Consider the following 26860-nt stretch of genomic DNA (forward strand, 5'->3'; position numbering starts at 1 on the left):
GCTGTTCAGGCATCCTCTCAGGTGCGCAGTTTCCCGCGCAGGGGCCCAGCCGCCGGGTGGTAGGATAGCGGGGGTTTTGCGGACAGGGGTTCATGGCGGGCGCAATCGACAATTTGCGACTAGCAGCGGCAGTGATGGCCGCTCGGGCGATCGCCCTGGCCGTGCGGTTGCTGCGGCGCGGGGCCGGGAGTGTTTTGCCCGGCAGCATTGCCCGCAAGATTCAGCCCAATGCCTTGGCTCTGTTGGCAGCTCAAGTGAAACAGGGCGCGATTTTGGTGGCCGGAACGAACGGCAAAACCACCACGGCTCTGCTGCTGCGCAGCATTTTAGAAAACCAGGGCTATCGGGTGACCCACAACGCCACAGGGGCCAACCTGGAAAATGGACTGACGGCGGCTTTGCTGGCGGATGCCAATTGGCTGGGTCGGCTCGATCGGGACTTTGCGATCTTGGAAGTGGATGAAAATGTCCTGCCCAAGGTACTGCCACAAATTCGGCCGCGGATCTTGTTGGCCATGAATTTGTTTCGTGACCAGCTCGATCGCTACGGCGAGGTGGACACGATTGCTCGCCGCTGGGAACGGGCGATCGCCCCGCTCTCCCACACGATCGCCGTGTTGAGCGCCGATGACCCCACCCTTTGCCACTTTGGGCAACAACTGGAAGCCCAGTGGGAAGATCTGGCCCGCGTTCGCTACTTTGGCCTCAGTGAACCGGAACGATTCTTATCGGAAATTCCCCACGCCGTTGATTCCATCTATTGCCCCAACTGTGGTCACTCTTTGACCTACGAAGGCGTTTATCTATCCCATTTGGGCGATTATCACTGTCCCAGTTGCGGTTTTGCTCGATCGCGCCCGTTGCTGAATAGCCGCGACTGGCCACAACTATTGGTGGGCATCTATAACCAATACAACGCGATGGCCGCCGCCACCACCGCCCAAGCCCTGGGTATTGGGGAAGCACCCATTCAAGCGGCCATTCGCAATTTTCAAGCGGCTTTTGGCCGGGCGGAATCCCTGACAGTGCAGGGAAAATCAGTGCAGATTTTGCTCTCCAAAAACCCGGTGGGCACCAACGAAACCCTGCGAACGGTGGTGGAGCTGACGCGCGATCGCCCCTTTCCACCCACGGTGTTACTGGTGTTGAACGATCGCACGCCGGATGGAACCGATGTGTCTTGGATTTGGGATGCAGACACGGAAGGGCTGGTGGCCACGGGGGCAACGCTGGTGGTTAGTGGCGATCGGGCCTATGACATGGCCCTGCGGTTGGCCTACAGCGACTCCGATCGCCCCGCCGGGCCCGCCACCCTTTCGGTGGAAACCACCCTCAAGGCCGCCATCCAAAACGCCCTCGATCGACTGCCCGACGGCGAAACCCTCTACGTCCTGCCCACCTATTCCGCCATGCTGGAAGTTCGAGAAATTCTCACGGGTCGCGGCATTCTTTAAGTCTTTACGTCCTGCGCTTTAAACACTTTAGGGGCTTAGGGGCCTGTCGTCATTTCACCCAAAATCCTGATTCCACCGTGGCGAGATCGTGAGGGGCAAGGGGCTTCAGCCCCTTGTTAAGACGATTGGGGCAGGGAAAATCAACTGTTTTCGCTTGACTCCAGGAAATGACGACAGACCCTAATTCCTTAAATAATTTTGCTTCGCCACAGATTGCATCAAAGAGCATCAAAGATCAGGAGACCACAGCGGTGACAGGCAGCTTCCAAGATCAGGCGATCGCCCTGGCCCAACAAGCAAACCAAGCCCTGGCAGCAGCGGACTGGTCGATCGCCCTGACCGGCTATCGGGCGGCCCTGCGGTTGGATCCAGCAATTCCCGGCGTTTATATCAACCTAGCGGCAGCCCTGAAGGGATTGGGCAAGATGGCCGCCGCCCGCCAGGCCTGTGCCCAGGCGCTGCGACTGGATCCGCACAGCGCCATCGGGGTGCGCAATTGGTTAGCCTTGTTGGATTGGGCCGATCAAACCCAGGCCATTCAAGCCTGCCACCATCTTTTGGATCACATTCCTGAGTCCGCAGCCCTCTACGTAGCCGCTGCCCATCGGTTAAACAATCGGGATCAGTTTCCCGAGTTGATGGATTGGGTGCGATCGCGCCCCCTACCTGATACTTGGCGCAATTTACCCTCCTTCGATCGCGCGGCGATCGGCTATTGGCAAGGCCTCAAACATTATTTCGATGGGGATTTGGCAACGGCGGAAACTTGGTTACGACGGGCGATCGCCGACGAGGTGACCTACCAACCGCCCCACATTCAACTCAGCCTGATCCTAGCGGAACAGCGCCGCCTGACGGAGGCCCTGGCGGTTTTGGAGCCGGCCTGTGCTCGCTGGCCGGATCATGGCACGTTGCGCCACAACCGGGCCCTCTGTTGGCTCACCCTGGGGCGCTGGGCGGAGGGGTTTGTGGAAAATGAGTGGCAGTGGCGATCGGGACAAATGACCAAACAGGACTTGCCCGGTCAGGAGTGGGACGGAACCCCCATTCCCGATCGCACGATTTTGATTTGGGCTGACCAAGGTTTTGGGGACTCGCTGCAATGGGCCCGCTACCTCCAGTGGGTTGCCGATCGCTGCCAAACGGTGATTCTGCTTTGCCCGAAAGCGCTGGTACGGGTGATGCGATCAGCTCCAGGAGCGGGATATGTCACCGATGGTGTTTGCGAAACCCTCCACTTCAATACCCATTTACCCCTGTCCAGTCTGCCCCGCTTGACCCAAACCACGGTCGATCGCGTCCCGGCTCCAATTCCTTACCTGTTTCCCAATGCCACCGAGGGGATCGCGCCGCTCCCACTGCTGAAACCGGATCAACGCCGGGTCGGGATTGTTTGGGCCAGCGGGTTTCGATCGGGCGATCGCCTAGAAGCCATCCATCGCCAAAAGTCCAGCAGTCTCCCGGAGTTAGCGGCGGCCCTCAATTTGCCCGGTGTGCAACTCTACAGCTTGCAGGTCGATCGCTCCGATGCGGATGTGGCCCACCTGGCTCAATTTGGAATCATTGACCTGGCTCCGCAGATCAAAGACTTTGCCGACACGGCGGCCTATTTGGCCCAACTCGACCTGCTGATCACGGTGGACACGGCCATCTGTCATCTGGCCGGAGCCATGGGCAAGCCGGTTTGGACGTTGCTCTGTTTTGCGGCCGATTGGCGCTGGCTGCTCGATCGCCCCGATACCCCCTGGTATCCCACCATGCGGCTCTTTCGGCAGACCGAGCCTGGTGACTGGTCGGAACCCTTGCAGCAGGTGCGATCGGCCCTGATGTCCGGGCAGTTCTAAAGCTTGGAGACTCTGAATCTGGGAGACTCCGAATCTGGGAAGCTTTCAATCTTGGCAACCATGCAATCCTCGCACAGCCATCTTTTGGCCTATTCTCCCGAGGCGATCGCCCAGCTTCAGGCCGGCTTGGCGGCCCAAGGAGCTGAGCAATGGTCAATCGCCCGTCATCACTACCAGCAAGGCATTCAGCAGGATCCCCATTGGGCGGGTCTGTATGTGAACCTTTGCGCCACCTATCGAGCCACCCAAGCCACCCAATCGGCAGAACGGGCCCTGGCCTTGGCTTTGCGCCTGGATCCACAATTGGGAATCGCCCATTACTACGCCGGATTGCTGGCGATCGATCGGGGCGATCGGGAAATGGCCCTGCGATCGTTAAAAACAGCCCTCGCCCAGGATCCTGAACTCCCTGAAACCTATCCCACCCTTGGAGAAGTTTGGACAGAGCAAGCAGGCCTAGAACCTTGGCTCGCCTGGTTACGCCAACACCCACTCCCGAAAACCATTCAGCAACTGGCTCCCAAACAACAGGCCGCGATCGCCTTTTGGCAAGGACTGGCCTGGGATGACACTGATCCTGTACGGGCAGAACAATGCTTTCGGCAAGCCCTCGCCTATGATCCCGAATTGGGTAATGCTGCCGCCCAACTGGGGCAACTTCTCGCCCGCTACAACCGTTTTGAGGAAGCCTTGGCCATCACGGAGCAGGCCTTGATTCATCTGCCGGAAGATCCGCACCTGCGCCTCAACCATGCCCTTTGCTTACTCTCCCTGGGGCGATGGGATGAGGGTTGGCGGGCCTACGAATGGCGGCGGTATTCGGATCAAAATCCTTGGGTGCAAGCGGCGGGCCCCGAATGGAATGGGCAGCCCATGAGGGGCACGTTGCTGGTGCTGACGGAGCAGGGCTTGGGGGATACGCTGCAATTTAGCCGCTATCTGGCTTGGGCCCAGCAACGGTGCGATCGGGTAGTGCTTTGGTGTCCCCAGTCGCTGGTGCGGCTCATGGAAACGGTGGCGGGGGTTGATCAGGTCTTTGCGGGCGATGATTGCCACATTCCTTACCGTGCCCATGTGTCTTTGTTGAGCTTGCCTCGGTTGGCGAGAACCACCGTTGAGCAAATTCCCGCCCCAATTCCTTACCTGCGGCCGATCGCCCCAATGGTGAATCAGCGCCCGCTCCCGCGCCAAACCTCCCAAGCCTTGGCGGTGGGGATCGTCTGGCAAAGCGGCCCGCACATGAAAGATGCGGCACGCAAGTGTATGGCCCTGGATCCGTTGGCGATCGCCCTGCAATGGCCCGGTGTCCAGCTCTACAGTTTCCAGGTCGATCGCTCCGAGGTCGAAGCCGATCGCCTGGCTGCCCAGGGCATTGTTGACCTCGCTCCCCAAATCAAGGATTTTGCTGACACCGCCGCCTTTTTGGCGCAAATCGATTTGCTCGTGACGGTGGATACGGCCATTTGCCACCTGGCCGGGGCCATGGGGAAACCGGTTTGGACGCTGCTGCCCTATGCGGCCGATTGGCGTTGGTTACGTGATCGCCCCGATACGCCCTGGTATCCCACCATGCGCCTGTTTCGGCAGTCGCAGCCCGGCAGTTGGACGGAACCCCTTGATCGGGTGCGATCGACGCTGGAATGTTGGGTGCGATCGGGCGTTGAACCGGATCGATCGAACCCAGCCTCTCGCCAATCGCGATAGACTGGCTCCGATTCTTCCGCAACCTTGCCCAGGTTTTCTGCCCGTGAGTCTTTCCGCCTTGCCCACCCTCTCTGAACCCCTGGTGATTGGCTGGCTCTATCCCAAGCTAATGAGCACCTATGGCGATCGGGGAAATGTGACCTGTTTGCAGCGGCGCTGTGAATGGCGCGGCATTCCGGTGCGAGTTCAACCGCTCGATCGGGACACAGACCCCAGCCAGTTCGCCCAAGTGGACTTGATTGTGGGCGGCGGAGCACAGGATCGCCAGCAAGAAATTGTGATGCGAGATTTGCAAGGGGCCAAGGCCGCAGCCCTGAAAGGGGCGATCGAGGCCGGCGTGCCCGGCGTGTTCACCTGTGGCGCACCGCAGTTGCTGGGCCATTACTACGAACCCGGTTTAGGTCAGCGCATCCAAGGGTTAGGCGTATTGGATTTGGTGACCGTGCATCCGGGCCCCGACGCGCCCCGCTGCATCGGCAATCTGGTGCTGGAGGTGACCGCCGAACGACTGGCGCGGGAGTTGCGGCTGATGTTGGGGGATGTGCCTTACCTGATCGGTTTTGAAAACCACGGGGGCCGCACCAAGCTGGGATCGGTGGAGCCGCTGGCCCGGGTGGTGCGTGGCCTGGGTAATAACGGCGAAGACCAAACCGAAGGCGCGTTTCACTGCAATGCGATCGCCACCTATTCCCACGGGCCCCTGTTGCCGAAAAATCCCTTTTTGGCTGATTGGATGATCCAAACGGCGATCGCCCGGCGCACGGGAGAATCCTATGCATTGAACCGCCTGGACGATTCTCTGGCCGATCGGGCGCGATCGGTCATGCTCCAGCGCCTCAGCGTGGGGTAGGGATAAATCGTCGCAAATTTTCCGCGCCAAACCGTCTCTTCCGCGAGGCTCCATTGGCGGATTGAAAACCACAACTGCCAATCGGCAGGGGCAATCATCCACTTTTTCAATCAATCAGTTCAAAAATGCTGGGAAATGGGCTGAAACAACCGATGGCCGGCTCATTGGGCCGTCGTCAGCGACCTGATTGGAGGATGGGGAGTGATGGCCAGCACTGTCTCCCTTGCAATCTTGCGTTACAAGTAAAAGAGTCAGGGGGCAATGACCTGGCGGATCACTGGTCAATCCCTGGTCAATCATTGGTCGGTGGCAAGGTTCATGGTTGACAGATTTTGTGACCAAGCACGGTCACAATGACCTCAGGCAGGGGAAGATATCAACTTCGCTAGTCTCTGATATCGCGATCGCCCACCTTCAACCTGGCGTGATTGCAATTGCCCTCTCAAATTGAGCCTTAGCGCCGCCCTTCGGGTGGGTTTAGCTCTCTCAAAATTGCTCAATGGCAGTGGATTTGCTGCATTGCTTCACTCGTTAGGAGGTTTTCATGGCCCCTTCACTCGCGTCTTCGACTGCTTCCTTACCCGATCGCGCCGCCGTTTGGGAAAGCTTGGTGCAAGCGATCGCCTCTAGCTCCGGTTTTGAACGCTGGCTGGAACAACAACCCAGCACGCCCAATCAACCCACGGTCACGGATTTGCTGGTGCGTCGCTATCTGCGTGAGACCTTGGAAACCCTCGCTTACTAGGTTTAGCTCAGGTTTTTCAGGTTTTTTTCCAGAATTGAACGTTTTTAGAATCGAACGATCGCTTCAAGCGTAGTTGATTCAAACAGGCTCAAATAAGCACCCAAGAGACCAACCCAGCACGGGGATCTCTTGGGTGCTTTGGTTTGGGCAGCGCTTTAGGGCGGTGCATCAGGACGATCGCCCGGTTGTGCCTAGCGCTGTTTCGATCGCGCGGCCACGGAATTGGCAGACGGCCGCACGATCGACCATTCATCCACCGCCGCCATCGGATCGATCGCCTCAGCATCCTCTTCCAGCAGGAGTTCTTCTTCCAGCAGCTCAAAGGGCGAATCGGCACTGTCAATGGCAACACCAATTAAGCGAATGGTGCTGGTTTCCTCATCGGTCAACTCATCCAGCCGTTGGGTAAAGGCGGTCTTGTCGGTGTGGCCAGGGCGAGCCACCAAGATCAACCCGTCCGTTTGGGACTCCAGCAGGAGGGCATCGTTGGCATTGTTGAGGGTCGTGGCTTCCACAATCACGTAATCAAAACGACTGCGGGCATCCAGCAGGAGTTGTCGAATTTCGCTAGATTCCAAAATCGCCGCGCAATCATTCTGGGGGCCAGGACTGGGGGCAATGTAGAGGTTTTCCACTTCGGGAACCATCCGCGCACAGTTGTTCAAACTGCTGTAGTAGTGGAACGGTTCACGAACCGCATCCGGATCCGAAGCCACGCGCAGGGCCTTGGCGGCGGAGGGAGCGCGCAAATCCAGTTCAATCAACAGGGTGCGTTTGCCCGATCGCGCCGCTGCGATCGCCAAGTTATAGGCCACCACCGATTTTCCTTCGCCCGCGTCCACACTGCTCATTAACAGCACCTTCAGGCTGCTATCCAGGCGGCGTAAGTTGCTGCGGAACTGCTCATAGGCTTCTCCTGGGGGCGAGGGTTCCACCAACACCGGCAGCAGGCCCGGCGCACGGGCGGACAATTCCGGCAAAATGCCCAGCAGTTTGATATCCCGCTCGGCCAGGGCGCTGCGAATTTCGCTGTCGGCTTGATAACGGCGATCGAGCATTCCCAACACCAACAGCAACGCCCCGCTCAAGACCAAACCGCCCGCAAACCCGGCCGGCAGGGTCAACCGCATGGAAAGCTTTTGAGCAATTTCCTCGGAGCGGATGGCAGCCGGTTGGGCGATCGTCAGGCTGCTGACGGTTTCCGCTTCGGCGGCTTCCGAATCGACTAATTTGGCCTGCATTCGATCGTAGAGCGCTTTTTTCAGGGCCACCTGCTGAGCCAGGCGATCGCGCTCTAGCTGCTTGTTGGGCACGGCTGCATATTCCTGACGCAGTTCCCGTTCCGCCTTCAAGGACAGGGTGAGTTGGCGTTGAAGGGTTTCCTGCTGGGTTTTCAGGGAAACCAAACTGTTGGCTAACTGTTGCCGCGCCGGATCCAGGCTACTGCTCGATCGAATCCGATTGGTGGCCGCCAGCGGTTTTGCCCCCGCCACGCCGCCGCCAATCACTTCTTGGGCCCGGCGATTCAACAGGGTTTCTAGGGACTGTTGCCGCTGAATCAACAATTGCATTTGGGGATGCTCCGGGCGTAGGCGTTGGCTTTGGAGCAGCCGTTCCGCCTCCACCTGCTGAAGCTGCACCCGCAATTGGGCCAGCATTGGATCGGAACTGAGGGCCGAAGACACATAGGCATCATCCACCGACAGACCCAACCGCTGTTCCAGGGAGCGCACCTGGGCGGTCGCCCCTTCCAGTTGCAGTTGCAGTTGGCGCTGCTGATTCCCGATCGTGGCGATCGACTCAATCAGGGCCCCGTTTTGGGCCGCCAAAATTGCCGCCCCTTCCACCCGATCGTATCGTTCCAAATTGCGCTCCGCCGCCCGCAGTTCTCCAATCACCTGCGGCAGCCGGGCCCGAATCGCGTCAATAATTCCCTTCACCCGTGCAGCATTCAGTTGACGGCTTTTTTCCACCATCAACTTCATGAGGGAATTTGTAATCTTTTCGCCCCGCTCCCCTTTCTCATCCGTGAAGCGCACTTCCAAGGTTGGCGGGCCGCTTTCTTTTTTCTTGTCTTTTTCATCACCAGCGTTGGGATCCCGCACCCGCAGGCTTTTGAGCAACAGCTCCGGATCCATCCGAAATTCCTTAGCCACGGGCGCGATGATGTCCGGCGCGGTCAGGATATCTGGCGATAGGGTTTGCCCTTGCTCCACAATTGCCGCTCCCGTTTCCGAAAACGACACCCCCGCCCGTTGGTATGACAAAACTCCCAAAATGCTGTAGCGCGGGGGCGGCACGGGCAGCAGCGACAGTCCCGCACCAACGCCGGCCCCCAAAATTGGGCCCACGGGCAGGATCCACAAATAGCGTTTGAGGGCTAGGGAAAACCGCTTAACCAGGGGCGAGGCCATGATTCAGGAATGAGCAAAGGGTGATCCAACGATAGCAAACCTATTCAAGGACGACGAAAACAGATCAGGGACGGCGAAAACAGATCAAGAACTGGTTTGGGCTGAGGGGATATCTGAAGAACCAAAATTGCTACCTTGCGAACCGCATCGATCAAGGCAGACAAGCAAGGCAGACAAGGGGCTTAAGCCCCTTGTCCCACGACTGTTGATGCTGGTTGCCCCACGACTGTTGATGCTTGATCCTTGTCAAAAGACACTTTTAGTAATGGCAGGCGATCGCTGGGCCTTGATTCATTGGCACTGCTTAATTCATTGGCATTGGCCGATCGCTCGTTCCACAATTGATCGACCGCGCCCGATCAACTGGGCTGTTAGGCAGTGGCCAATCAGTTTAATAATCAGCCCAAAAGTCCAAAGCTAGCCGGAACTTCCCGCCGCTCCGTACAATACTTGTTTAGATTTCAGTTGCTTAGGTTTCGAGACCCGCGAGAACTCCCACATTGCCGATCGCCCGTTGTGGGTCACGTCCCGGCGGTGGTGGTTGAACCTAGGCAACCCGATCGCCCCGCTATTTTCTGCACCATATTTGCTGAACCATCATGGCTGACAATCCGGAAGTGAAAGCGGAAGTACAAGCGACGGCCCCCGCTGCGGCCCCAAAAACTGCCCCAGCCAAAGAAAAAGCCCCCAAACCGGAAGACAAGCCCTTTGGCGAATTTATTGAAACCGAATATCTGCCGGCCCTGCAAAAGGCCCTGGGCGATCGCGGTGTGGCCGGTTTGGCGTTGCAGTTTGTGAATGCCACCGTTCCCATCAAAGGGCTGGAAGACAACCAATGCTCTCAGGTGATTGGTAGTTGGGGCGATCGGGAATTTCGGGTTTATTTCCCCAAAGACGACATCAACGCCACCAAAGGATTTTCCTACACAGAAAAAGGCGGCCCCCACAGCACCCTCGAACCCTTCTTGATCGATGAGCGGAAGGCGAGCTTAGACCTGTTGGTGAATGCCGTGGCCCTCCGGTTGCGGGCCCAAAAGTGGATCGAACGCAACTAGGCTAACTTCAGCGCTTTGCATAGCTCCAGCATCCCGATCGCCTAACCTTGGCTCGGGAATGTGATCCAATCCAGTCCTTTGCGATCAGGGATTTTGAATAATCTCTGATCCATTAGGCTTGGGATGCCGCTGTGCGCTGGCTTGGTTCCTGGATCGGGTCAAGGAATAGCCCAACCAAAACTCAGATGCTCGGCTCGCTGAGGCTCGGCCTGCTTCGTCAGAAGCTCAGACTGGCCGGCCCAACCGGTTTAGGCAGGATCGCAAAGACCCCGAAACTCGAAACTGCAAAAGTTCTTAGAATCAGAGCTTTTTAGCGTATTGTTTTCTTGAAACGGGCGAGGAGGGATTCGAACCCCCGACACCGTGATCCGTAGTCACGTGCTCTATCCACTGAGCTACACGCCCTAGCTCAACGGCGGTTAACCGTTTAGCGCCGAACAATCATAGCACAGGTTATCCGGAGCATGACAAGTCTCGACCAAGATTTTTTGGAGCGAGGGCCAAACCCAGCCACTGCCGTTGATTTGGCCGTCGTGGAGGGCAATCAAGCCGTTGCCACCCCCTCGCTCACCCACCTAGACGGCAGCGGTGAAGCCAGAATGGTGGACATTTCCGCCAAGACGGCCACCACGCGGGAAGCCCTGGCCGAAGCGCTTGTCCGAATGCTGCCCACCACCCTCGCGGCGATCGAGTCTGGCAATGCCCCTAAAGGAGACGTGCTGGGGACGGCCCGCATTGCCGGAATCATGGCCGCAAAGCAAACGGCTAACCTCATTCCCCTTTGTCATCCCCTGCCCCTGAGCAAGGTGCAAGTCACCCTCACGCCTGATCGCGCCCTTCCGGGCTACATCATCCAAGCCCGCGTGAAAACCAAAGCCGAAACAGGCGTAGAGATGGAAGCACTCACGGCCGCATCGGTAGCCGCCTTGACCCTTTACGACATGGCAAAGGCGCTAGAAAAGTCAATGCAAATTGAGGCCGTGCGGCTGATCAGCAAAACCGGCGGCAAATCTGGCGACTACCAGGCCCCCGATCGCCCTTGAGACAACAGCAGCCATTTGCTATGGTCTGTGCAACCCTATGCAAACTTCTGTTGCTAATGGTTGACAAAAATTCATCGTGATCGATGAATGCCCCTTTTGATCCAACATTTCTGTAGATCAAGCGTTTTTGACCAGCTTCCTGGAACCTTACTCCTGAGCCTTAACCTCGCGCATTAACCCTGAACAAAACTAGGAATTCCCCTCGGAAACCAACCATTGAAAGCCCCCTGCTAATAGCCCCTTGTTAAACGCTTTTGGTAACCCTAACCCAGTTACTGTGCAGGTCTCAGCCATTCCGCAGACGCTCCTGAAGGTGAATGGTGGCCGCTGGCACTGGGCGCGCGATCGCCCAAGTTTCGGCCCCCAAATGGCTCTCGGTGGCCCCCCAGGCTAAATGGCCGTTTGCTGTTTTCATCTGCGCCCTTTTGTTCGTCACCGCTGTTTTTCGACTGTTGTTTTCGACTGTTGTTTTAAAAGATCGCCCTATGATTCCTACCATTGCCCAAGATCAAGTCGATCGGATTGTTCACAACCATCATCACAATCCCTTTGAAGTCCTTGGCCCCCACCTGGTGCTTCAGCAAGATGGTGAAACAACCTGGGCAATTCGGGCCTATTTGCCCAGCGCCAGCGCCGCTTGGGCGATCTTTCCCGAAGAACGTCTTGAAGTGCCGATGGTTTCTGTGCATCACCCGCACTTTTTTGAGTGCACCATCACCCGTCACGAAATCGCCAACTACCAACTGCGGATCCAAGAAGGGGAGCATGAGCGGGTGCTCTATGACCCCTACGCTTTTCGATCGCCCCTGGTCACCGATTTTGACATTCACCTATTCTGCGAAGGCAATCACCACCGCGTTTACGAAAAATTGGGGGCCCACCTCACGGAAATTGAAGGAGTCAGCGGCGTTTACTTCGCCGTTTGGGCCCCCAACGCACGCAACGTTTCCGTTTTGGGCAATTTCAACTACTGGGATGGCCGCAAGCACCAAATGCGGAAAATGGACGGCGGCATTTGGGATCTGTTCATTCCCGGCGTAAAAGAAGGGGATCCCTACAAATTTGAGATCAAAAATTGGGAAGGACACATCTACGAAAAGAGCGATCCCTACGGATTCCAGCAGGAAGTGCGCCCCAAAACCGCCTCGATCGTGGCCAACCTGGATCACTACCAGTGGAGCGACAACGATTGGATGGACAAGCGCCGCCACACCGTCCCCCTAGAACAGCCGGTTTCGGTTTACGAAGTCCATCTCGGCTCCTGGCTGCACGAGAACTTTGCCTTTCCCGGAACCCACCACGACGGCACGCCGGCCGAGCCGGTTTCCGTGGCGGAACTGAAGCCCGGGACGCGATTTTTGACCTATAAAGAACTGGCCGATCGCCTGATTCCCTACGTCAAAGAGATGGGCTTCACCCATGTGGAATTATTGCCCGTCGCAGAGCACCCCTTTGATGGATCTTGGGGCTACCAAGTGATTGGCTATTATGCCGTTACCTCGCGCTATGGCACTCCCCAAGACTTCATGTATTTTGTCGATCAATGCCACAAAAACGGCATTGGCGTAATTGTAGATTGGGTGCCCGGTCACTTCCCGAAAGATGGCCATGGTTTGGCAGGGTTTGACGGCACTTGCCTTTATGAACATGCCGATCCCCGCAAGGGCGAACACAAGGAATGGGGCACTTTAATTTTCAACTATGGCCGCAATGAAGTGCGGAATTTCTTAGTTGCCAATGCCCTTTTCTGGTTTGACAAATATCATATTGACGGAATCCGCGTTGATGCGGTGGCCTCAATGTTGTATCTGGATTATTGCCGCAAGGATGGGGAATGGTTGCCCAACCAATACGGGGGCCGAGAAAACATTGAAGCGGCGGATTTTCTGCGGCAAACCAACCATCTGTTGTTCAGCTACTATCCCGGCGTACTCTCGATCGCGGAAGAATCCACCGCTTGGCCGATGGTGTCTTGGCCAACCTATGTGGGGGGGTTAGGCTTCAATTTGAAGTGGAACATGGGCTGGATGCACGACATCCTCGACTATTTCTCGATGGATCCCTGGTTCCGCCAATTCCACCAAAACAACGTCACTTTCAGCATTTGGTACGCCTTTAGCGAGAATTTCATGCTGGCTCTGTCCCACGATGAAATTGTCCATGGCAAGAGCAATATGCTCGGAAAAGTGCCCGGTGATGAGTGGCAAAAATTTGCTAACTTGCGCTGTCTTTACGCTTACATGTTCGCGCACCCGGGCAAGAAAACACTCTTCATGAGCATGGAGTTTGGCCAGTGGAGTGAGTGGAATGTTTGGGGTGATTTGGAGTGGCACTTGCTGCAATACGAACCCCATCAGAAGCTAAAGCAGTTTGTGGCTGATTTGAATCAGCTTTATCGCAACGAGCCTTGCCTTTATACCCAAGATTGCCGTCAGGAAGGGTTTGAGTGGATTGATTGCAGCGACAATAACCACAGTGTGGTTTCATTTGTGCGCTGGGATAAGGATTACAAGGATTTTGTGGTGGTGGTTTGTAATTTCACGCCGCAACCCCATTCCCATTACCGTGTGGGGGTTCCTAAGTTGGGCTTCTATCGCGAAGTGCTCAATAGCGATTCGCGCAAATATGGCGGCAGCAACATGGGCAATTTAGGGGGCAAATGGGCGGAGGAATGGTGGTTCCACGATCGCCCCTACTCGATCGACCTCTGCTTGCCTCCGTTGGGCGTGTTGGTGCTCAAGTTGGATCATGCGGCCACGGCGGCAGCTAGCGCCGAGGGCGACTTTTAGGGGGTCTGCCTAGTCACGGTCTAGCGGTTTTTGAGGCAACTTCCGGGCGGCTTTGGGCTTTCCGGCCGCTGTGAACCCGGGGGCGATCGCAATCGAGCGATCGTCCCCTTGCGCTCCGGTCTGGGCGTGATATTCTAGAGAGCTGCTGTCTGTACTTAGCAACACCCAAGCAAATTCGTCATGCCCCTGCAACAAGAGCGCAAACAAACCGTCATCAATGACTTCCAAACCCACGGCACCGATACCGGCTCGGCGGATGTGCAAGTGGCGTTGTTGACGGCGCGCGTCGAGCAACTCAGCGAACACCTGAAAAAGAACAAGAAAGATCACGCCTCTCGCCGTGGTCTGCTGCAAATCATTGGTCGCCGTAAGCGCCTGCTGGCTTACATCCTGAAGCAGGATCGTGAGCGTTACCAAGCGCTGATCAAGAAACTCGGCATTCGCGGTTAGGGAGCGCTATTTATCGTGTCAGGCGAGCCTCCCTCTCCATCGCCGCGCGATCGCTTGCCCTTTGAACCGGGAAAACGCCGCAAGGCCAAGGCTGAATCTGAGCCACCCCCTGCGACGACACCGGCTCCGCGCAAGCTGAACCCGCTGCCGCCTTCCACCAAAGCCCAGCCAGCACCAGCCAAGTCCGCCAAAACCACCCAGCCGGACTCCGCTCCCAAACGGGTCTACACGCGATCGGAAATGGCGATTCCCGATTCGGTGAGTAAGCGCATGGCCAAACGGATGGTGGTGTTTTGTGGTGTCCCAACGGTTTTGAGCTTCGCCAGCTTTATCGGGGCCTACTTTGTCAACACACAAACGGAAGTCCATTTACCCAACGTGCTGGTTTTCTCGTCCAGCTTAGGATTCTTGGTGCTGGGGGTGTTGGGTCTGAGCTATGGGGTGTTGTCTTCGTCATGGGATGAAACAGCGCCAGGAAGTTTGTGGGGAATCGGGGAGTTTCGGGTGAACTTTGGCCGAATGGTTGAAGGTTGGCGAGCAGCCCAGTCAGCCCGAAACAAAGAAAAATCTTAATTACACTAGAGAGGACGAACGGGGCTGCCAGGATACCTGGCGGCTCCGCGCGCTTTAGGGATGTGGGATCCAATCCGTAACGGGTTAGCGGGGGCAAGGGTGTCAGGAACGCAGGTGGTGTTATCAGTTCGACGGCGGGGCTTGGGCAAGCGCGTGGGGGGCCTGGCGGCGTTTCGATCGCGGCTTTGGTCTGCCAGCTAGCCTGGCTACACTCCTAAAACGCTCAAAATCCCATCAACAGAGGCTTCAATCATGATCATTGTGATGCGTGCGGGCGCACCCGCTGAAGAGATCGATCGCGTTGCGGACGAGTTCAAGAGCTGGGGCTTGGATCCCGAAAAAATCGTCGGGAAACATAAGGTGGTGCTGGGTCTGGTGGGCGACACGGCCAGCATGGATCCCGAACGGATGGAAGAAATTAGTCCCTGGATTGAACAGGTGCTGCGGGTGGAACAGCCGTTCAAGCGGGCCAGCCGGGAATATCGCCACGGGGAAGCCAGCGAGGTGACGATTCCCACCCCCAACGGCCCGGTAACGATTGGCGAAAACCACCCGATCGCGGTGGTGGCGGGCCCTTGCTCCGTGGAAAACGAGGAAATGATTGTGGAAACGGCCCTGCGAGTCAAGGCGGCCGGGGCCCAATTTTTGCGGGGTGGGGCCTTCAAGCCTCGGACTTCGCCCTATGCGTTCCAGGGCCATGGCGAGAGCGCCCTTGAACTGTTGGCGGCGGCTCGGGCTGCATCGGGATTGGGGATCATCACGGAGGTGATGGACACGGCCGACATCGAGAAGATCTACGAAGTGGCGGATGTGCTGCAAGTGGGGGCCCGCAATATGCAGAACTTCTCGCTGCTAAAGCAGATTGGGGCCCAAGATAAGCCGGTGCTGCTGAAGCGGGGGATGTCTGCCACGATCGAGGAATGGTTGATGGCCGCAGAATACATCATGGCGGCGGGTAACCCGAATGTGATCCTCTGCGAACGTGGAATTCGCACGTTCGATCGCCAATACACCCGCAACCATCTGGATTTGGCTGCTGTGCCGGTGCTGCGTCGCCTCACCCACTTGCCGATCATGGTGGATCCCAGCCATGGCACGGGCTGGGCCCACTTCGTACCCACGATGGCGAAGGGATCGATGGCCGTGGGCTGCGATTCGCTGATGATTGAAGTCCACCCGAATCCGAAGAAGGCTTTGTCGGATGGGCCCCAATCCCTGACTCCGGATCAGTTCGATGCGTTGATGGTGGAGTTGGCGGAATTTGGTCGATCCCTGAAGCGGTGGCCCACTCCGGCGGCTGTGCCTGCGTTGGTGTAATTAACCGGTGCAATTGGATGAATCGAGCTGGGCCGTGATTGGGGTTCAACCCAGTCCAGCCCGACTTGGTTCAATCCCGCTGAGCCGGGTGTGATGCAACCTTTGGTTGAAATCAAGTTGTGAAGTGATGGGGCGATCGAGCTGATCGCCCCATTCTTCTTGAAGATGCAATCTTGAAGATGCAATCTTGGAAATGCAATCTTGAAGATCCGTCAGCGGCTGAAACCAAAATATTGCCGTTGATCTCTTTCGGCAGCGATCGAAGCGATCAAAATAATCAAGCCAAGACCAGAGCTATCCGGTATCCAGGCTATTCCAGGGCGATCGCCCGTTGATAGGCTTGCACTTGCAGATCGATCCCCGTGATGGCGGTTCCCACAACGACGGCAAAGGCTCCCCGATCGATCGCAGCCCGGGCCATGGCCGGCGAAGCAATGCCTCCTTCACAAATGCAAGGCACTGTCAGGCGCGTGACCATTTGCGTTAACAGATCCCATCCCGGCGGGGTCTGATCTTGGGTCGCTTCCGTGTAGCCATACAGCGTTGTACCCACCAAGTCGGCTCCCGCTTGGGCGGCGGCTTCGGCCGCTTCCCAGGTGTCAATGTCGGCCATTACCGGTTTGCCCAATTCCTGATGGATGCGATCGATCAGTTGAGCGGCGGTGTCCCCTTCGGGGCGCGATCGCAGGGTGGCATCAATAGCGATGATGTCAGCTCCGGCGGCGGCGATCGCGGCGGCATCGGCAAAACGTGGCGTGATGTAAACGGAGGAGCCGGGTAACACCTGCTTCCAAAGGCCAATAATCGGTACATCGGCCCCCAAGCGCGATCGAGTGGCCATCACATGTTCTGGGGTGTCTAAACGGATACCTACCGCGCCCCGCAACACAGCCGCTTGGGCCATGGTGGCAATGATCTGGGGATCCCGCAGGGGGGAATCGATCGGGGCCTGGCAAGACAAGACCAAACCACCACGCAATTGTGTTATCACCGGCTCAACCCCTAACATGAACATTATCAATCGTTGAAACAGTTGAAACAATAGACGAACTAGCCGACTGAACCGGCCGGCCGTCTCGAACCGAAATCTTCGGTTGCTGGGTACACCAGCCCCAGGGCAACCTAACCCAAGCTAGGGGTGATGGCTGTGAAATTCCGTTGCACGAACAAGCGCCCCTCCGAGATCCCACGTAAAATGCCCACGTAGAATGAAGCTAATTTTCTGTTTGGATTGCCCCCAAGGGCCACAGAATACCTTAGCCAGCCTACGGGGGTTGGCCACGCTCCCCCCTGCTCCAAGCTGCCCTCAACGCGCTTTTGGGATGGAAACAATCCTGTGAATTCCCCCGATGCCACCACTGCTCTCCAGCCTGCCGCCCTGGAATCCTATACTTTGGCCCTAGGGCTTTGTCGATCGGGGCAATGGACAGAGGCGATCGAGCTGTTTGGCCAAGCCATTAGCCTCGCGCCCAATTGCAGCGCCCTGTGGAATGATTGCGGCAATGCCCTGGCTCGCACCGGCTGCCTCCAGGATGCCATCACCTACTACGATCGGGCGCTGGTGCTGGAGCCGCAAAATCCCCACTACTGGTATAACCGGGGCACGGCCCTTGATGGTGCTGGGCAATTGGAGGGAGCCTTAGCCAGTTATCAAAAGGCGCTGAACTTTGCACCGCTGGATCATCGTCTTTGGAATAATTTGGGCGTAACCCACTTTCGGCTGGGCCATTGGGAAGCGGCCGCCCATAACTATAGCCGGTCGATCGAACTGAATCCCACCTGTCCTCGCGCCTGGCACAATCGCGGCGTGGTCTTACGCAAGCTCAATCGAGACAGCGAGGCGCTCACCTGCTATGAGCGATCCCTGGAGTTGGAACCCGCCAGCGCTGCCACCTGGTATCAGCGCGGGATCGTCCTAGACAATCTCAAGCGCCACGATGAAGCCATTGCCAGCTATGACAAAGCCCTCGGCTTGCGGGATGGCGACCACAATATTTGGCATAATCGCGCGATTTCCCTGCGTTGGGCAGGCGATTTGGCAGGGGCCCTCGAAAGCTACCAAAAAGCCATTACTTTTGACGCGGCCGATGCGGACACCTGGTACTATCGCGGCCGCCTGATGCGACAGTTGGGGCGCATTCGTGAGGCGATCGCCAGCTATGACCTCTCCTTGACCCTGAACCCTGAACAACCCAATGCTTGGTACGATCGGGGCAATGCCCTCTTCTCGATCGGGCAACTGCAAGCGGCAATCAAAAGCTACGACGAAACCATCAAGCGCGATCCCACCAAGCCCACCCCTTGGTATAACCGTGGCCTGGCCCAGCTCCGGCTACGACAACCGGAAGCGGCCCTGAGGAGTTACTTGAAGGCGGCCGAGCGCGGCCTCTCGTTACCGGAGTTGCAATTCTGCCAAGCCTGTTGCTACCTGCTGCAAACCCAGCGATCGGATTGCAGTGACTGGGAACGACAAACAGCCCTCGATCGCGCCGCCAATTGCTTGCAAGCGGCAATTACGGCCAACCCCGATCGCTACGGTTCCTTCGCCACCGCCCACCAACTGTTTGAGCCGGTCAAGCCCGATGCCAATGGCCGAATTAAGCCCCTGAAAGGCTCATCCGTTTCCTAACGATCCCGATCGCCTATGGTCAGAGGCTGATCTATCAAGAATTGCTCCCTAGGGATCCAGGTGGTCAATGCGATCGCCCGCCGCCAGTTGCACCACGATCGGCTGTCCACCTTCCGTATGGTGTCGATCGGCCCATTCCCGCAGCACCCGATCCAAATCCGCCATCGCTTCCCCCAGCCGATCGGGCGCAATATCCAACTCCTCGATCGCCCGCATGGCCTGCTGTTTCTCCGGATTCGCCGCCCACTCCCGCAACAATCGGAAATAGGTCGCCGTATCCTCCACCGCCGTGTAGCTTCGGGCTTCGGAATCCTTCGGAGTCCAGTAGGAAGCTCGCACCAAGGCATAGAACGGCATTCCCCAAGGCGAGTCCAGCCGCGACACCGTTCCCGAGTGCAACAGTCGCCGCTTGATATGTTCCGTCAGGGCTTCGCTCAGGGGCATTTGCTGCTCGATCGGGAATGGCTCCTGCGATCGGCGATGCAAAAACTCAATTAGCTCCATGAACTGGAACGAGTTCAGAACCTGAGCATCGGGCAACTGATCCGGCAGTTTCCGTTCCAAATAATGCTTTTCTTCACCGGTTAGGCTCGTCCCCGGAATGCGGGGCTGACCCGGCTTCCAGGGAAACCGCTCCATCCAAACCGCCGGCAACTGAATTAGGTAGCGCGGCTCCTGGGATCCCAACATCCGCAGCAGCTTGCCTTCCGTCAAGGCCTCGCGCACCTCCTCCACAATCGCCTTCACCCGCTTTGGCTCAATGTGGTGCAAATAGCCCGTATGGCGTAGATTTTGCCCCTGCTCCAAATAAGTCAGGTAAATGGCGCATTTTGCCGCCGTCGCCGCCGCATCCAAAAATGCCCCGTGGCGGTGGCCACCGGTTCGCATGGCACTAAAGGCCAAAAACAACAGGATGCGATCCATCGCTCCGGCGCTAATGCGCTCAATGAGATCGCGATCGCTCAGTTGCGACTCTTCCAGCACGCGGTGAGATCCTGAACCCAAAACAGCTAACCCTCAATATCAGACCAGCTTCAATAGAACTTTCGCGGGAGCGCTTTCATGGGCAAACGCGGAACAATCACCGATCACGATCGCGCCAAAAACGCCACCCGATCAAGTAACTGACCTTAAGGCAATCTGCGCAGACCCACCGGCCCAAAAAACCGGAAAAGTCAACCGCCAGCGCCGCCTTAACGCCCCCATTTCCCCTTCAGGAAGGAAATTTCTAATAATCGCCCCATTGTGCCATTGGTACTCTGAGACGGCCAAGGGCGATCGTCAGAGATTGGGGGGGAAATACCCGGATGGGTGATTCCCCTTGGGCTTCCAACTTAGCACCCCATCAGACGTTGACGAACCCCTTCCGCAATTCGTTGACCCAGATATTCCGGAATCAAGCTCTCATTGGGGCCCAGTAGATACAAAATCAGCCTTGTCCGTCCCCGCCACACCAGCAAATTGGCATTCACCACCAGCAAATCCTCTTGCCAGATGGCATACATCACCTTGTAGAACAACCCCGGCTGGTTATCCGCCTCAATCAACAGAGCGGGCAAATGGAACACCGGATCCACATAGAACTCCGTTTCCACCTGCTCCAACCCTGCGTCCAGGTTGAATTCCACCGCCAGCATCTCTTCCACTTCAAAGTGGCCCGCCAGAGCTTCGCGAATGGCGCGGCAAACATTTTCCGAAGTCTTCTCCGTCAGGGCCTTGCTGCCCCGCGACACCACCAACTTGATAAACACCAGCATCGGCGGGTGAATTTGCCCATAAAGGCTCAAGCTGTGGATCGTCAGGCCATAGGCCGCCAGCACCCCAAAAATGTCACTGAGCAGAAAGGATTGGTTGCGATAGGCAAAGTGCAGTGCGCTTTTGCCCCCTTCCGGTTTCAGTTCAATGACCGCTTGGCGCGTTTTGTAGAGTTGATAGGCCAAGCGCAGATTTTGCAGTTGAATTTCACTGCTGACAAACTGCTCATAAAATTGCGGAAAGGCCCGGTTGAAGCGCTTGAGCAAGTCGAGCGTTGAGGGCTTGAGACCCGAACTCATACCGGATGAAACCGCACCTGCCACCGTGTTTTACCGCTGATAGCGCTTTGAATCCATCTTGACATTCCGTCACTATTTCACTAACAATTGCCGCAATTTGCTAACAAATGCCGCAATTGGGAAACATCCTGTTTGGTGGCGGTGAAGTTGGCTTCATCCGCGACCCAGGCTGACACAACCCAACCGGCCGCCTTTCGCACCATAACCACGGTGGGCGATCGCGAGTGGGAGCACCCTTCAGAGCCAGCCAGCTTCGTAGGCAAGCGTCAGAGCAAGCAAGGGTGACGGCACGATCGCCGGTTCCGCAACGCGACTTTAACGGGACTTTTTAGATGGCCTGATTATCTCAATCGATGGCAGGCCAAGGAACTTGGCTTATAGTCCCCATTAAAACCTATATTGGCATAGAAATTGGCGGCTCGGTGGGCAACCCCGTCCCTTGAACCACAGAAGCGCCAAACCGGCAGATGGCTGGGCTGGCCGGGCAGTGGCGAAACCGTTGAATCGATCGCTGAGGTTAATCAACGGCTCCTGAATGTTGGTCTGAATCCGGGGTTGCTGTGGCTTCTTTCCAGTCTTGGATTGCCAGTTGCCGGGAATGATCCAAGTTTCGCGCAACCCATGGCACAATAGAGCGCAATCACAGCGTTTTCTAAACCAACCTCAACCAACCATGGCGTGGTAATCACCGCACGGTGCAGAGCGATCGTGCCCCTTGCCGGTTGAGTGATTAGCCCCATGGATGCATCGTCGTTGCGACGAATTGGTCTCGGGTACTGGCTGTCGCTGGCAAGTGTTAAGACAGATCGTGTAGGCTCACATGGGGTTTTGGAAGAGCTTATTTGGAACACAGGGCGATCGCCCGGCCGCAACGGTCGAGGCGGTTCCCGGCTATCAACCCCTGGAGCGAGATCCGCAAACGGGCGAGATTCGGATTTTCTTTAGTACCGATCGCGATATTGATCTGTACGACCTTGAAGAGCTTTGCGATGCGGTGGGCTGGGCCCGCCGGCCCCTGCGCAAGGTGAAAAAAGCCATTCAACACAGTTTCCTGGTGCTGTCCATGTGGGAGCAGCGAGGCGCGAAGCGACGACTGATTGGCTTTTCGCGGGCCACGTCGGATCATGCGTTCAATGCCACCGTGTGGGATGTGGTAGTGCATCCAGATTTTCAGGGCCGAGGTTTTGGTAAGGCGTTGATGCGCCAAACGATCGAGCAGTTACGCCGCGAAGACATCAGCAACATTACGCTCTTTGCCGATCCCCACGTGGTGGATTTCTACAAAGGTCTGGGGTTCATGCCCGATCCGGAAGGGATTAAGGGCATGTTTTGGTATCCAGATTAGGGCTGAGCGGGCGGTGGTTGGAGTCCCTGAGTCTGTCTCGCCTCAGCATTCACAGCGTTTGTGATATGATGGCCATGTTTGTGGCTGCGGGCGAACTTTCTCCCGTTCAAGCCACCAGCGCCGACCATCAACGTTGGCCAAAAACACCGGGATGTAGCGCAGCTTGGTAGCGCGCCTGCTTTGGGAGCAGGATGCCGCAGGTTCAAATCCTGTCATCCCGATTCAGCAATTTGAAAAACTCCGGAACCCTCGTCAGAACTTGGGCTACCGTTGGTGATCGCAATTTGCGGGTTCGATCAAGTTCGATCGATTTTGATCGAACCGGATCTACCACGGCCTCTAAGCAAATCATCGGGGCAAGGGGTTTAAACCCCTTCTTTTGGGCCGGTTTAGGGCTGCTGGACTAACTCCCTAAACCATTGATCAATCGATCAATGATGATTAACGATCGACTGATTAATTTCGGTGATCGACGCTAGCGATCGACTCTGGTTATTGATCAATCGTTTTGATGGACTCGATCGCCTGCCAAATCATCACGCCCGTGAAGGACAGCACAAACAGCAACTGAAACAGATAGAGACCGGGATAGGTTTCCAAAGAAATCATGATCAGAGGTGGGGATCTTGTGTTGGGGGTTCGATCGGCTCGTTGATTTCAACAATACTCGATCAATTGAGACCCTGGGGAGCCACGCAGGCTAGGCCGCGCAATAGTAAACTAACCGGATAGGCCAGGGGGCCGAAATGGTTAGATCCACGGCGATCGCTCCTTCAGGTGCTGTGGTTGGCCGCTGGTTTACCTCTGGTCTCGATCGCGAGTTTTGCAACGTTGGCAACCATGATCATCGGCTCTGGATTGATGTTCGTATTCGTCAGCTCGGTAGATTCGGTGTCGGTAGGTTGGTGATCGATCGGGTTGTGTCCCGATCGCCCTGGATCGGTCACTCTGGATCGATCGCCCATCGGAGCATCAGAGGATCATCGGAAGCGCATCTAATGGAGATCGCCGGTTCTGTGGTTGCCAATGGTTGCCAACGTTTGCCAATTCCCCATAACCACCCAACCCGCACTGCTACAAACCGATGGTTGCTACGCCCGCTGCTCGCCCCCAAACCAGTCACGCAGATCAGACGGATTCCCAAACCTCCAGCCTGCAATATCTCCACCCCCAATCCGAAGGCGGCCCTGAGCCATCACCCAACCAACTGTTGATGCCCCTGACGGCCCGCGTGAACGATCGCGACCATTTAGAAGTGGGCGGTTGCGATGTGGTGGAGCTGCTGGAACAGTTTGGCTCGCCTCTCTACATCCTGGATGAGGAAGGACTGCGGGCCGCCTGTCGCCAATACCGAGACTCATTCAAGCAGTTTTATGCGGGAGAATCCCAGGTGCTCTATGCCTCCAAGGCCTGGAGCTGTTTGGCGGTTTGCGCGATCGCCCAGTCGGAAGGCTTGGGCATGGATGTGGTGTCGGCGGGCGAAATCCTCACGGCCCTGCGAGCGGGCACGCCGGCCACCAAGATTTATTTGCACGGGAACAACAAATCCCGGGCTGAGCTGGAATTGGCCGTGCGATCGGGCTGCAACATCATCACCGACAACTGGCTTGACCTGCACACCTTGGCTAGCTTCTCCGCTTCGGAGCCAATCCGGGTGATGGTGCGGATCACGCCCGGCATTGAATGCCACACCCACGAATACATCCGCACAGGGCACATTGACAGCAAGTTTGGCTTTGATCCAACCCAAGTGGATGAAGTACTGGAGTTTTTGGCCCAGCAGCCCCACTTGCACTGCATTGGGCTACATGCCCACATCGGCTCTCAAATCTTTGAGCTGCAACCCCACAGCGATTTAACCGATACCCTGGTGCAGTGGTTCGTGAAGGCCCAGCAGTTGGGGCTGCCGGTGGCGGAGTTGAATGTGGGCGGTGGTTTGGGCATTCGCTATACGGAATCCGATGACCCGCCGAGCATTGAGCAGTGGGTGCAAACGATCGCCCAAGGGATCACGGCAGCCTGCGATCGAGCGGGGTTGCCCCTGCCCAAGTTGCTGTGCGAACCGGGTCGATCGCTGGTGGGGTCTTCCTGTCTCACGGCCTATCGAGTGGGCAGCCAAAAAACGGTTCCCAGCATCCGCACCTACGTTTCTGTGGATGGCGGCATGTCCGACAATCCCCGACCGATCACGTACCAATCCTTGTATCGATCGGTGGTGGCGAACCGGATGAGCGCCCCTTGCACGGAAACGGTTACCGTAGCCGGTAAGCACTGTGAATCGGGCGATGTGCTGATTCGCGATGCTCAACTGCCAGCCCTGGAAACGGGGGATGTGTTGGTGGTGTTGGCCACGGGGGCCTATAACGCAAGCATGGCCTCGAACTATAACCGTGTGCCCCGACCGGCGGCGGTTTTGGTGCGCAATGGTCAGGCAGATCTGATTCTGGAACGGGAAACGGATGAAGACTTGCTGCGGTTCGATCGCCTGCCCGATCGGCTGCAAGAGCTGAGCTAAACCTCCCGCCCCCCGTTTTGCCCCCAGGGTTAATCAACGGTTGTCCACTGGGGGCCTGCGCATGGGGGGCCTGCGCCATTTCGTAGACCGATTCTTGAGTTGTCCGAGACCCGCTGTTGCTGCTGCAAGCGATCGATATCGGCCTAGTTTTGCTCCTGACGTATGCCCTGTTGGCCGTCGTCGGCGAACGGCGAACCCTGTGGATGGTGCGCGGGTTCGTCGTACTGATGTTGGCGGCGGCGGTGGCCCAACGTTGGGGGCTGTCGCTCTTGAGTTTTTTCCTGGGCAATTTGACGGTTGGGGCGGCCGTGGCCATGGCCGTTATGTTGCAGTCGGAGTTTCGGCGCTTGCTGGAAAAGTTGGGCCGGGGCCAAGTGGGGGAGTTGTTGTCTCGATCGCCCGACACGGCCCCAGGTGCCGACAACACGATCGATGAACTGGTAGATGCGGTGCGGGAACTGTCCCAAAACCGCACCGGGGCCCTGTTGGTCTTGGAAACCAGCGGCACGATCGATGAGCGCGATTTTTCCGTGCCCGGGGTGCGTTTGGATGCGGAAGTCTCGAAAGAGCTGCTGCAAACCATTTTCCAGACCTCCACCCTGTTGCACGACGGAGCGGTTTTTATTCAGGGCGATCGGGTCACTTCAGCGGGAGCCATTTTGCCCCTATCCGATCGCCAAGCCTCTCGCCAGCTTGGAACTCGCCACCGGGCAGCCATGGGCGTGACAGAACGGATGGCCAACTGTCTTTGCATCGTCGTTTCCGAAGAAACCGGGTCGATTTCCGTGGCGGAGCGGGGCCAACTGGAACGCCCGATCGCCAGCAGTCGCCTGCGGGAAATTCTGAAAACCAAGCTCGCCTCGCCCAGCGATCGGGAACAGCGAGTCACGTCCCTGCGGCACTTGCGACGACAGTTGTTATCCTTCACCGGCCTGTGGCGCAAACGGCGATAGATGCCAGGGCCCGATGCAAGCTCCGCCTTTCAACCACCCATGCCGGCCCTCAATTCAAACGGCCCAGCCGCCCCCTAGATTCGCCAGCCAACGCCCCTAACCAGTGGGGCCGCCTGGGGAGAGCGTCGAGTTGCGATCGTTCGGGTATGCTCATGGGAAGCAAGCCAGCAATTTTTGTTGACACGCGCTAATCTGAACGAGACTTCCTGCACAACTGCTCTCAAATTCACCTCCCATTGCGTTCTCCATTCGCAAAGGGGGTGAAGACTTTATCTTGCGTCGATTCATATGACCGCAAAACAACTCCTATCGCGTGAATTGCCCGCCGATCTCGATCGAGCGCTGTTGCCTCGCCATGTTGCTGTGATTATGGATGGCAATGGCCGCTGGGCAAAGCAGCGCGGCCTCCCACGCATCATGGGCCATCGCCGGGGAGTTGATACCCTTAAAGACTTAATTCGTTGCTGCAAAGATTGGGGAATTCAAGCCCTCACGGTCTACGCTTTTTCGACGGAAAATTGGGGTCGCCCCGCCGAAGAAGTGGACTTTTTGATGATGCTTTTTGAGAAAGTTCTGCGGCGAGAACTTCAAGAGTTGATTGAAGAGTTGGTGCGCATTCGGTTTGTGGGCAATATCCACGCGCTGCCCGATTCTTTGCAGGCAGAAATTGCCCATGCTTCAGACCTCACAAGCCACAACAACGCTCTGAATTTCACCGTAGCGACCAACTATGGAGGACGGCAAGAAATTTTGCAGGCCTGCCGGGCGATCGCCGCTCAGGTCAAAAGTGGTGACCTGGCGATCGAATCCATTGATGAACAGCTCTTTGAACAACACCTGTACACGCGCGAACTCACCGATCCCGACTTGATCATTCGCACCAGCGGTGAAATGCGGGTCAGCAATTTTCTATTGTGGCAAATTGCCTACGCAGAGCTTTACGTCACCGAAACTCTGTGGCCAGAGTTCGATCGCGCCGCTTTCCATCAAGCCCTCATGAGCTATCAAAAGCGCGATCGACGCTACGGCAAAGTGCGCACCAAATAAAGTTCACACTCAAAGTTCACACCCAAATAGTTCACACCCAAATAATGATGGGTTAAGCATGATGGGTTAAGCCTCAAGC

25 protein-coding genes and 2 tRNA genes are annotated in these 26860 nt (G+C 57.0%); 18 read left to right on the forward strand and 9 right to left on the reverse strand.

Going from position 1 to position 26860, the window contains the following annotated elements; translation table 11 throughout:
- The first annotated feature begins 92 nt into the window (after positions 1–92).
- From AC2IAX_RS08785 to AC2IAX_RS08805, 5 genes are all read left to right on the forward strand, one after another.
- Entirely contained in the window at positions 93–1454 is a 1362-nt protein-coding gene (locus tag AC2IAX_RS08785; RefSeq protein WP_494390208.1) for a Mur ligase family protein, read from the forward strand.
- 251 nt (positions 1455–1705) lie between these two features.
- On the forward strand, positions 1706–3298 hold the full coding sequence (locus tag AC2IAX_RS08790) for a glycosyltransferase family 9 protein (RefSeq protein WP_494390209.1): 1593 nt from the start codon (positions 1706–1708) through the stop codon (positions 3296–3298).
- 60 nt (positions 3299–3358) lie between these two features.
- Complete coding sequence (locus AC2IAX_RS08795) at positions 3359–5002, forward strand: glycosyltransferase family 9 protein (protein ID WP_494390210.1); 1644 nt, start codon at positions 3359–3361, stop codon at positions 5000–5002.
- Positions 5003–5045: 43 nt separating this feature from the next.
- The gene (locus tag AC2IAX_RS08800; RefSeq protein ID WP_494390211.1) at positions 5046–5852 is read left to right on the forward strand and encodes a type 1 glutamine amidotransferase; all 807 of its coding nucleotides are present in this window, start codon (positions 5046–5048) and stop codon (positions 5850–5852) included.
- Between the two features lie 544 nt (positions 5853–6396).
- A complete protein-coding gene (locus AC2IAX_RS08805; RefSeq protein ID WP_099531870.1) occupies positions 6397–6597 on the forward strand; it encodes a hypothetical protein in 201 nt (66 codons plus the stop codon).
- 191 nt (positions 6598–6788) lie between these two features.
- Here the strand turns inward: AC2IAX_RS08805 and AC2IAX_RS08810 are convergent, their stop codons facing one another.
- Positions 6789–9011 (reverse strand): GumC family protein, encoded by a 2223-nt coding sequence (locus AC2IAX_RS08810; protein ID WP_494390212.1) that lies wholly within the window; start codon positions 9009–9011, stop codon positions 6789–6791.
- Between the two features lie 599 nt (positions 9012–9610).
- On the opposite strand from AC2IAX_RS08810, the gene AC2IAX_RS08815 reads away from it, so the two are divergent.
- On the forward strand, positions 9611–10066 hold the full coding sequence (locus tag AC2IAX_RS08815; RefSeq protein WP_494390213.1) for a DUF2996 domain-containing protein: 456 nt from the start codon (positions 9611–9613) through the stop codon (positions 10064–10066).
- 332 nt (positions 10067–10398) lie between these two features.
- On the opposite strand, the gene AC2IAX_RS08820 is transcribed toward AC2IAX_RS08815, so the two are convergent.
- A tRNA-Arg gene (locus AC2IAX_RS08820) sits at positions 10399–10471 on the reverse strand.
- A 59-nt stretch (positions 10472–10530) separates the two neighbouring features.
- Between AC2IAX_RS08820 and moaC the strand changes: the two genes are divergently transcribed.
- Positions 10531–11109: a cyclic pyranopterin monophosphate synthase MoaC gene (gene moaC / locus AC2IAX_RS08825; protein ID WP_494390214.1), complete on the forward strand. Its 579-nt coding sequence runs from the start codon at positions 10531–10533 to the stop codon at positions 11107–11109.
- Between the two features lie 286 nt (positions 11110–11395).
- Here moaC and AC2IAX_RS08830 read toward each other — a convergent pair whose 3' ends face one another.
- Positions 11396–11524 carry a hypothetical protein gene (locus AC2IAX_RS08830; RefSeq protein WP_494390215.1) on the reverse strand — a complete coding sequence of 43 codons (129 nt, stop codon included), beginning with the start codon at positions 11522–11524 and terminating at the stop codon, positions 11396–11398.
- A 70-nt stretch (positions 11525–11594) separates the two neighbouring features.
- Here AC2IAX_RS08830 and glgB point away from each other — a divergent pair, with 70 nt between their 5' ends.
- Positions 11595–13898, forward strand: coding sequence for a 1,4-alpha-glucan branching enzyme (gene glgB, locus AC2IAX_RS08835; RefSeq protein ID WP_494390216.1), 2304 nt, complete (start codon positions 11595–11597; stop codon positions 13896–13898).
- 9 nt (positions 13899–13907) lie between these two features.
- Here the strand turns inward: glgB and AC2IAX_RS08840 are convergent, their stop codons facing one another.
- Positions 13908–14063, reverse strand: coding sequence for a hypothetical protein (locus AC2IAX_RS08840; protein WP_494390217.1), 156 nt, complete (start codon positions 14061–14063; stop codon positions 13908–13910).
- A 15-nt stretch (positions 14064–14078) separates the two neighbouring features.
- On the opposite strand from AC2IAX_RS08840, the gene rpsO reads away from it, so the two are divergent.
- The 4 genes from rpsO to aroF are packed head-to-tail and all read left to right on the forward strand — an operon-like array spanning position 14079 to position 16238.
- Positions 14079–14348 (forward strand): 30S ribosomal protein S15, encoded by a 270-nt coding sequence (rpsO, locus tag AC2IAX_RS08845; RefSeq protein WP_099531875.1) that lies wholly within the window; start codon positions 14079–14081, stop codon positions 14346–14348.
- A gap of 15 nt (positions 14349–14363) precedes the next feature.
- The gene (locus AC2IAX_RS08850; RefSeq protein WP_494390218.1) at positions 14364–14921 is read left to right on the forward strand and encodes a PAM68 family protein; all 558 of its coding nucleotides are present in this window, start codon (positions 14364–14366) and stop codon (positions 14919–14921) included.
- A gap of 60 nt (positions 14922–14981) precedes the next feature.
- Positions 14982–15122: a hypothetical protein gene (locus tag AC2IAX_RS08855; protein ID WP_158234325.1), complete on the forward strand. Its 141-nt coding sequence runs from the start codon at positions 14982–14984 to the stop codon at positions 15120–15122.
- Positions 15123–15173: 51 nt separating this feature from the next.
- Positions 15174–16238, forward strand: a complete 1065-nt coding sequence (gene aroF / locus AC2IAX_RS08860; RefSeq protein WP_494390219.1) for a 3-deoxy-7-phosphoheptulonate synthase — start codon at positions 15174–15176, stop codon at positions 16236–16238.
- Positions 16239–16548: 310 nt separating this feature from the next.
- On the opposite strand, the gene AC2IAX_RS08865 is transcribed toward aroF, so the two are convergent.
- On the reverse strand, positions 16549–17247 hold the full coding sequence (locus AC2IAX_RS08865; RefSeq protein ID WP_494390333.1) for an N-acetylmannosamine-6-phosphate 2-epimerase: 699 nt from the start codon (positions 17245–17247) through the stop codon (positions 16549–16551).
- A 327-nt stretch (positions 17248–17574) separates the two neighbouring features.
- Between AC2IAX_RS08865 and AC2IAX_RS08870 the strand changes: the two genes are divergently transcribed.
- Entirely contained in the window at positions 17575–18867 is a 1293-nt protein-coding gene (locus tag AC2IAX_RS08870; RefSeq protein WP_494390220.1) for a tetratricopeptide repeat protein, read from the forward strand.
- Between the two features lie 48 nt (positions 18868–18915).
- Here the strand turns inward: AC2IAX_RS08870 and hetR are convergent, their stop codons facing one another.
- The 3 genes from hetR to AC2IAX_RS08885 form a co-directional block, all read right to left on the reverse strand.
- Positions 18916–19851, reverse strand: a complete 936-nt coding sequence (gene hetR, locus AC2IAX_RS08875; protein ID WP_393012322.1) for a heterocyst differentiation master regulator HetR — start codon at positions 19849–19851, stop codon at positions 18916–18918.
- Between the two features lie 350 nt (positions 19852–20201).
- Positions 20202–20921: a hypothetical protein gene (locus AC2IAX_RS08880; protein WP_099531879.1), complete on the reverse strand. Its 720-nt coding sequence runs from the start codon at positions 20919–20921 to the stop codon at positions 20202–20204.
- A gap of 80 nt (positions 20922–21001) precedes the next feature.
- Positions 21002–21130 carry a hypothetical protein gene (locus tag AC2IAX_RS08885; RefSeq protein WP_494390221.1) on the reverse strand — a complete coding sequence of 43 codons (129 nt, stop codon included), beginning with the start codon at positions 21128–21130 and terminating at the stop codon, positions 21002–21004.
- A gap of 611 nt (positions 21131–21741) precedes the next feature.
- Here AC2IAX_RS08885 and AC2IAX_RS08890 point away from each other — a divergent pair.
- Complete coding sequence (locus AC2IAX_RS08890) at positions 21742–22266, forward strand: GNAT family N-acetyltransferase (protein ID WP_393012326.1); 525 nt, start codon at positions 21742–21744, stop codon at positions 22264–22266.
- A 147-nt stretch (positions 22267–22413) separates the two neighbouring features.
- Positions 22414–22487: transfer RNA gene (locus AC2IAX_RS08895), tRNA-Pro, on the forward strand.
- A 552-nt stretch (positions 22488–23039) separates the two neighbouring features.
- Here the strand turns inward: AC2IAX_RS08895 and AC2IAX_RS08900 are convergent.
- Complete coding sequence (locus AC2IAX_RS08900) at positions 23040–23231, reverse strand: hypothetical protein (protein WP_494390222.1); 192 nt, start codon at positions 23229–23231, stop codon at positions 23040–23042.
- A 119-nt stretch (positions 23232–23350) separates the two neighbouring features.
- Between AC2IAX_RS08900 and lysA the strand changes: the two genes are divergently transcribed.
- The 3 genes from lysA (at position 23351) to uppS (ending at position 26781) form a co-directional block, all read left to right on the forward strand.
- Positions 23351–24781, forward strand: coding sequence for a diaminopimelate decarboxylase (gene lysA, locus AC2IAX_RS08905; RefSeq protein ID WP_494390223.1), 1431 nt, complete (start codon positions 23351–23353; stop codon positions 24779–24781).
- A gap of 113 nt (positions 24782–24894) precedes the next feature.
- Positions 24895–25734 (forward strand): diadenylate cyclase CdaA, encoded by an 840-nt coding sequence (cdaA, locus tag AC2IAX_RS08910; RefSeq protein WP_393012540.1) that lies wholly within the window; start codon positions 24895–24897, stop codon positions 25732–25734.
- A gap of 288 nt (positions 25735–26022) precedes the next feature.
- Positions 26023–26781: an undecaprenyl pyrophosphate synthase gene (gene uppS, locus AC2IAX_RS08915; protein ID WP_494390224.1), complete on the forward strand. Its 759-nt coding sequence runs from the start codon at positions 26023–26025 to the stop codon at positions 26779–26781.
- Positions 26782–26860: the final 79 nt, after the last annotated feature.

This window comes from Limnothrix sp. HT2024 (genome assembly GCF_059138625.1).

What these genes read in the sequence shown, in the direction of transcription:
- lysA (WP_494390223.1), top strand. Translation starts at nt 23,351, where the DNA reads ATGGTTGCTACGCCCGCTGCTCGCCCCCAAACCAGTCACGCAGATCAG.
- AC2IAX_RS08795 (WP_494390210.1), top strand. Translation starts at nt 3,359, where the DNA reads ATGCAATCCTCGCACAGCCATCTTTTGGCCTATTCTCCCGAGGCGATC.
- AC2IAX_RS08830 (WP_494390215.1), bottom strand. Translation starts at nt 11,524, where the DNA reads ATGAAAACAGCAAACGGCCATTTAGCCTGGGGGGCCACCGAGAGCCAT.
- AC2IAX_RS08880 (WP_099531879.1), bottom strand. Translation starts at nt 20,921, where the DNA reads ATGAGTTCGGGTCTCAAGCCCTCAACGCTCGACTTGCTCAAGCGCTTC.
- AC2IAX_RS08865 (WP_494390333.1), bottom strand. Translation starts at nt 17,247, where the DNA reads ATGTTAGGGGTTGAGCCGGTGATAACACAATTGCGTGGTGGTTTGGTC.
- moaC (WP_494390214.1), top strand. Translation starts at nt 10,531, where the DNA reads ATGACAAGTCTCGACCAAGATTTTTTGGAGCGAGGGCCAAACCCAGCC.
- glgB (WP_494390216.1), top strand. Translation starts at nt 11,595, where the DNA reads ATGATTCCTACCATTGCCCAAGATCAAGTCGATCGGATTGTTCACAAC.
- AC2IAX_RS08785 (WP_494390208.1), top strand. Translation starts at nt 93, where the DNA reads ATGGCGGGCGCAATCGACAATTTGCGACTAGCAGCGGCAGTGATGGCC.
- AC2IAX_RS08855 (WP_158234325.1), top strand. Translation starts at nt 14,982, where the DNA reads ATGTGGGATCCAATCCGTAACGGGTTAGCGGGGGCAAGGGTGTCAGGA.
- AC2IAX_RS08810 (WP_494390212.1), bottom strand. Translation starts at nt 9,011, where the DNA reads ATGGCCTCGCCCCTGGTTAAGCGGTTTTCCCTAGCCCTCAAACGCTAT.
- AC2IAX_RS08805 (WP_099531870.1), top strand. Translation starts at nt 6,397, where the DNA reads ATGGCCCCTTCACTCGCGTCTTCGACTGCTTCCTTACCCGATCGCGCC.
- rpsO (WP_099531875.1), top strand. Translation starts at nt 14,079, where the DNA reads ATGCCCCTGCAACAAGAGCGCAAACAAACCGTCATCAATGACTTCCAA.
- AC2IAX_RS08815 (WP_494390213.1), top strand. Translation starts at nt 9,611, where the DNA reads ATGGCTGACAATCCGGAAGTGAAAGCGGAAGTACAAGCGACGGCCCCC.
- aroF (WP_494390219.1), top strand. Translation starts at nt 15,174, where the DNA reads ATGATCATTGTGATGCGTGCGGGCGCACCCGCTGAAGAGATCGATCGC.
- uppS (WP_494390224.1), top strand. Translation starts at nt 26,023, where the DNA reads ATGACCGCAAAACAACTCCTATCGCGTGAATTGCCCGCCGATCTCGAT.
- AC2IAX_RS08900 (WP_494390222.1), bottom strand. Translation starts at nt 23,231, where the DNA reads ATGGGCGATCGATCCAGAGTGACCGATCCAGGGCGATCGGGACACAAC.
- AC2IAX_RS08890 (WP_393012326.1), top strand. Translation starts at nt 21,742, where the DNA reads ATGGGGTTTTGGAAGAGCTTATTTGGAACACAGGGCGATCGCCCGGCC.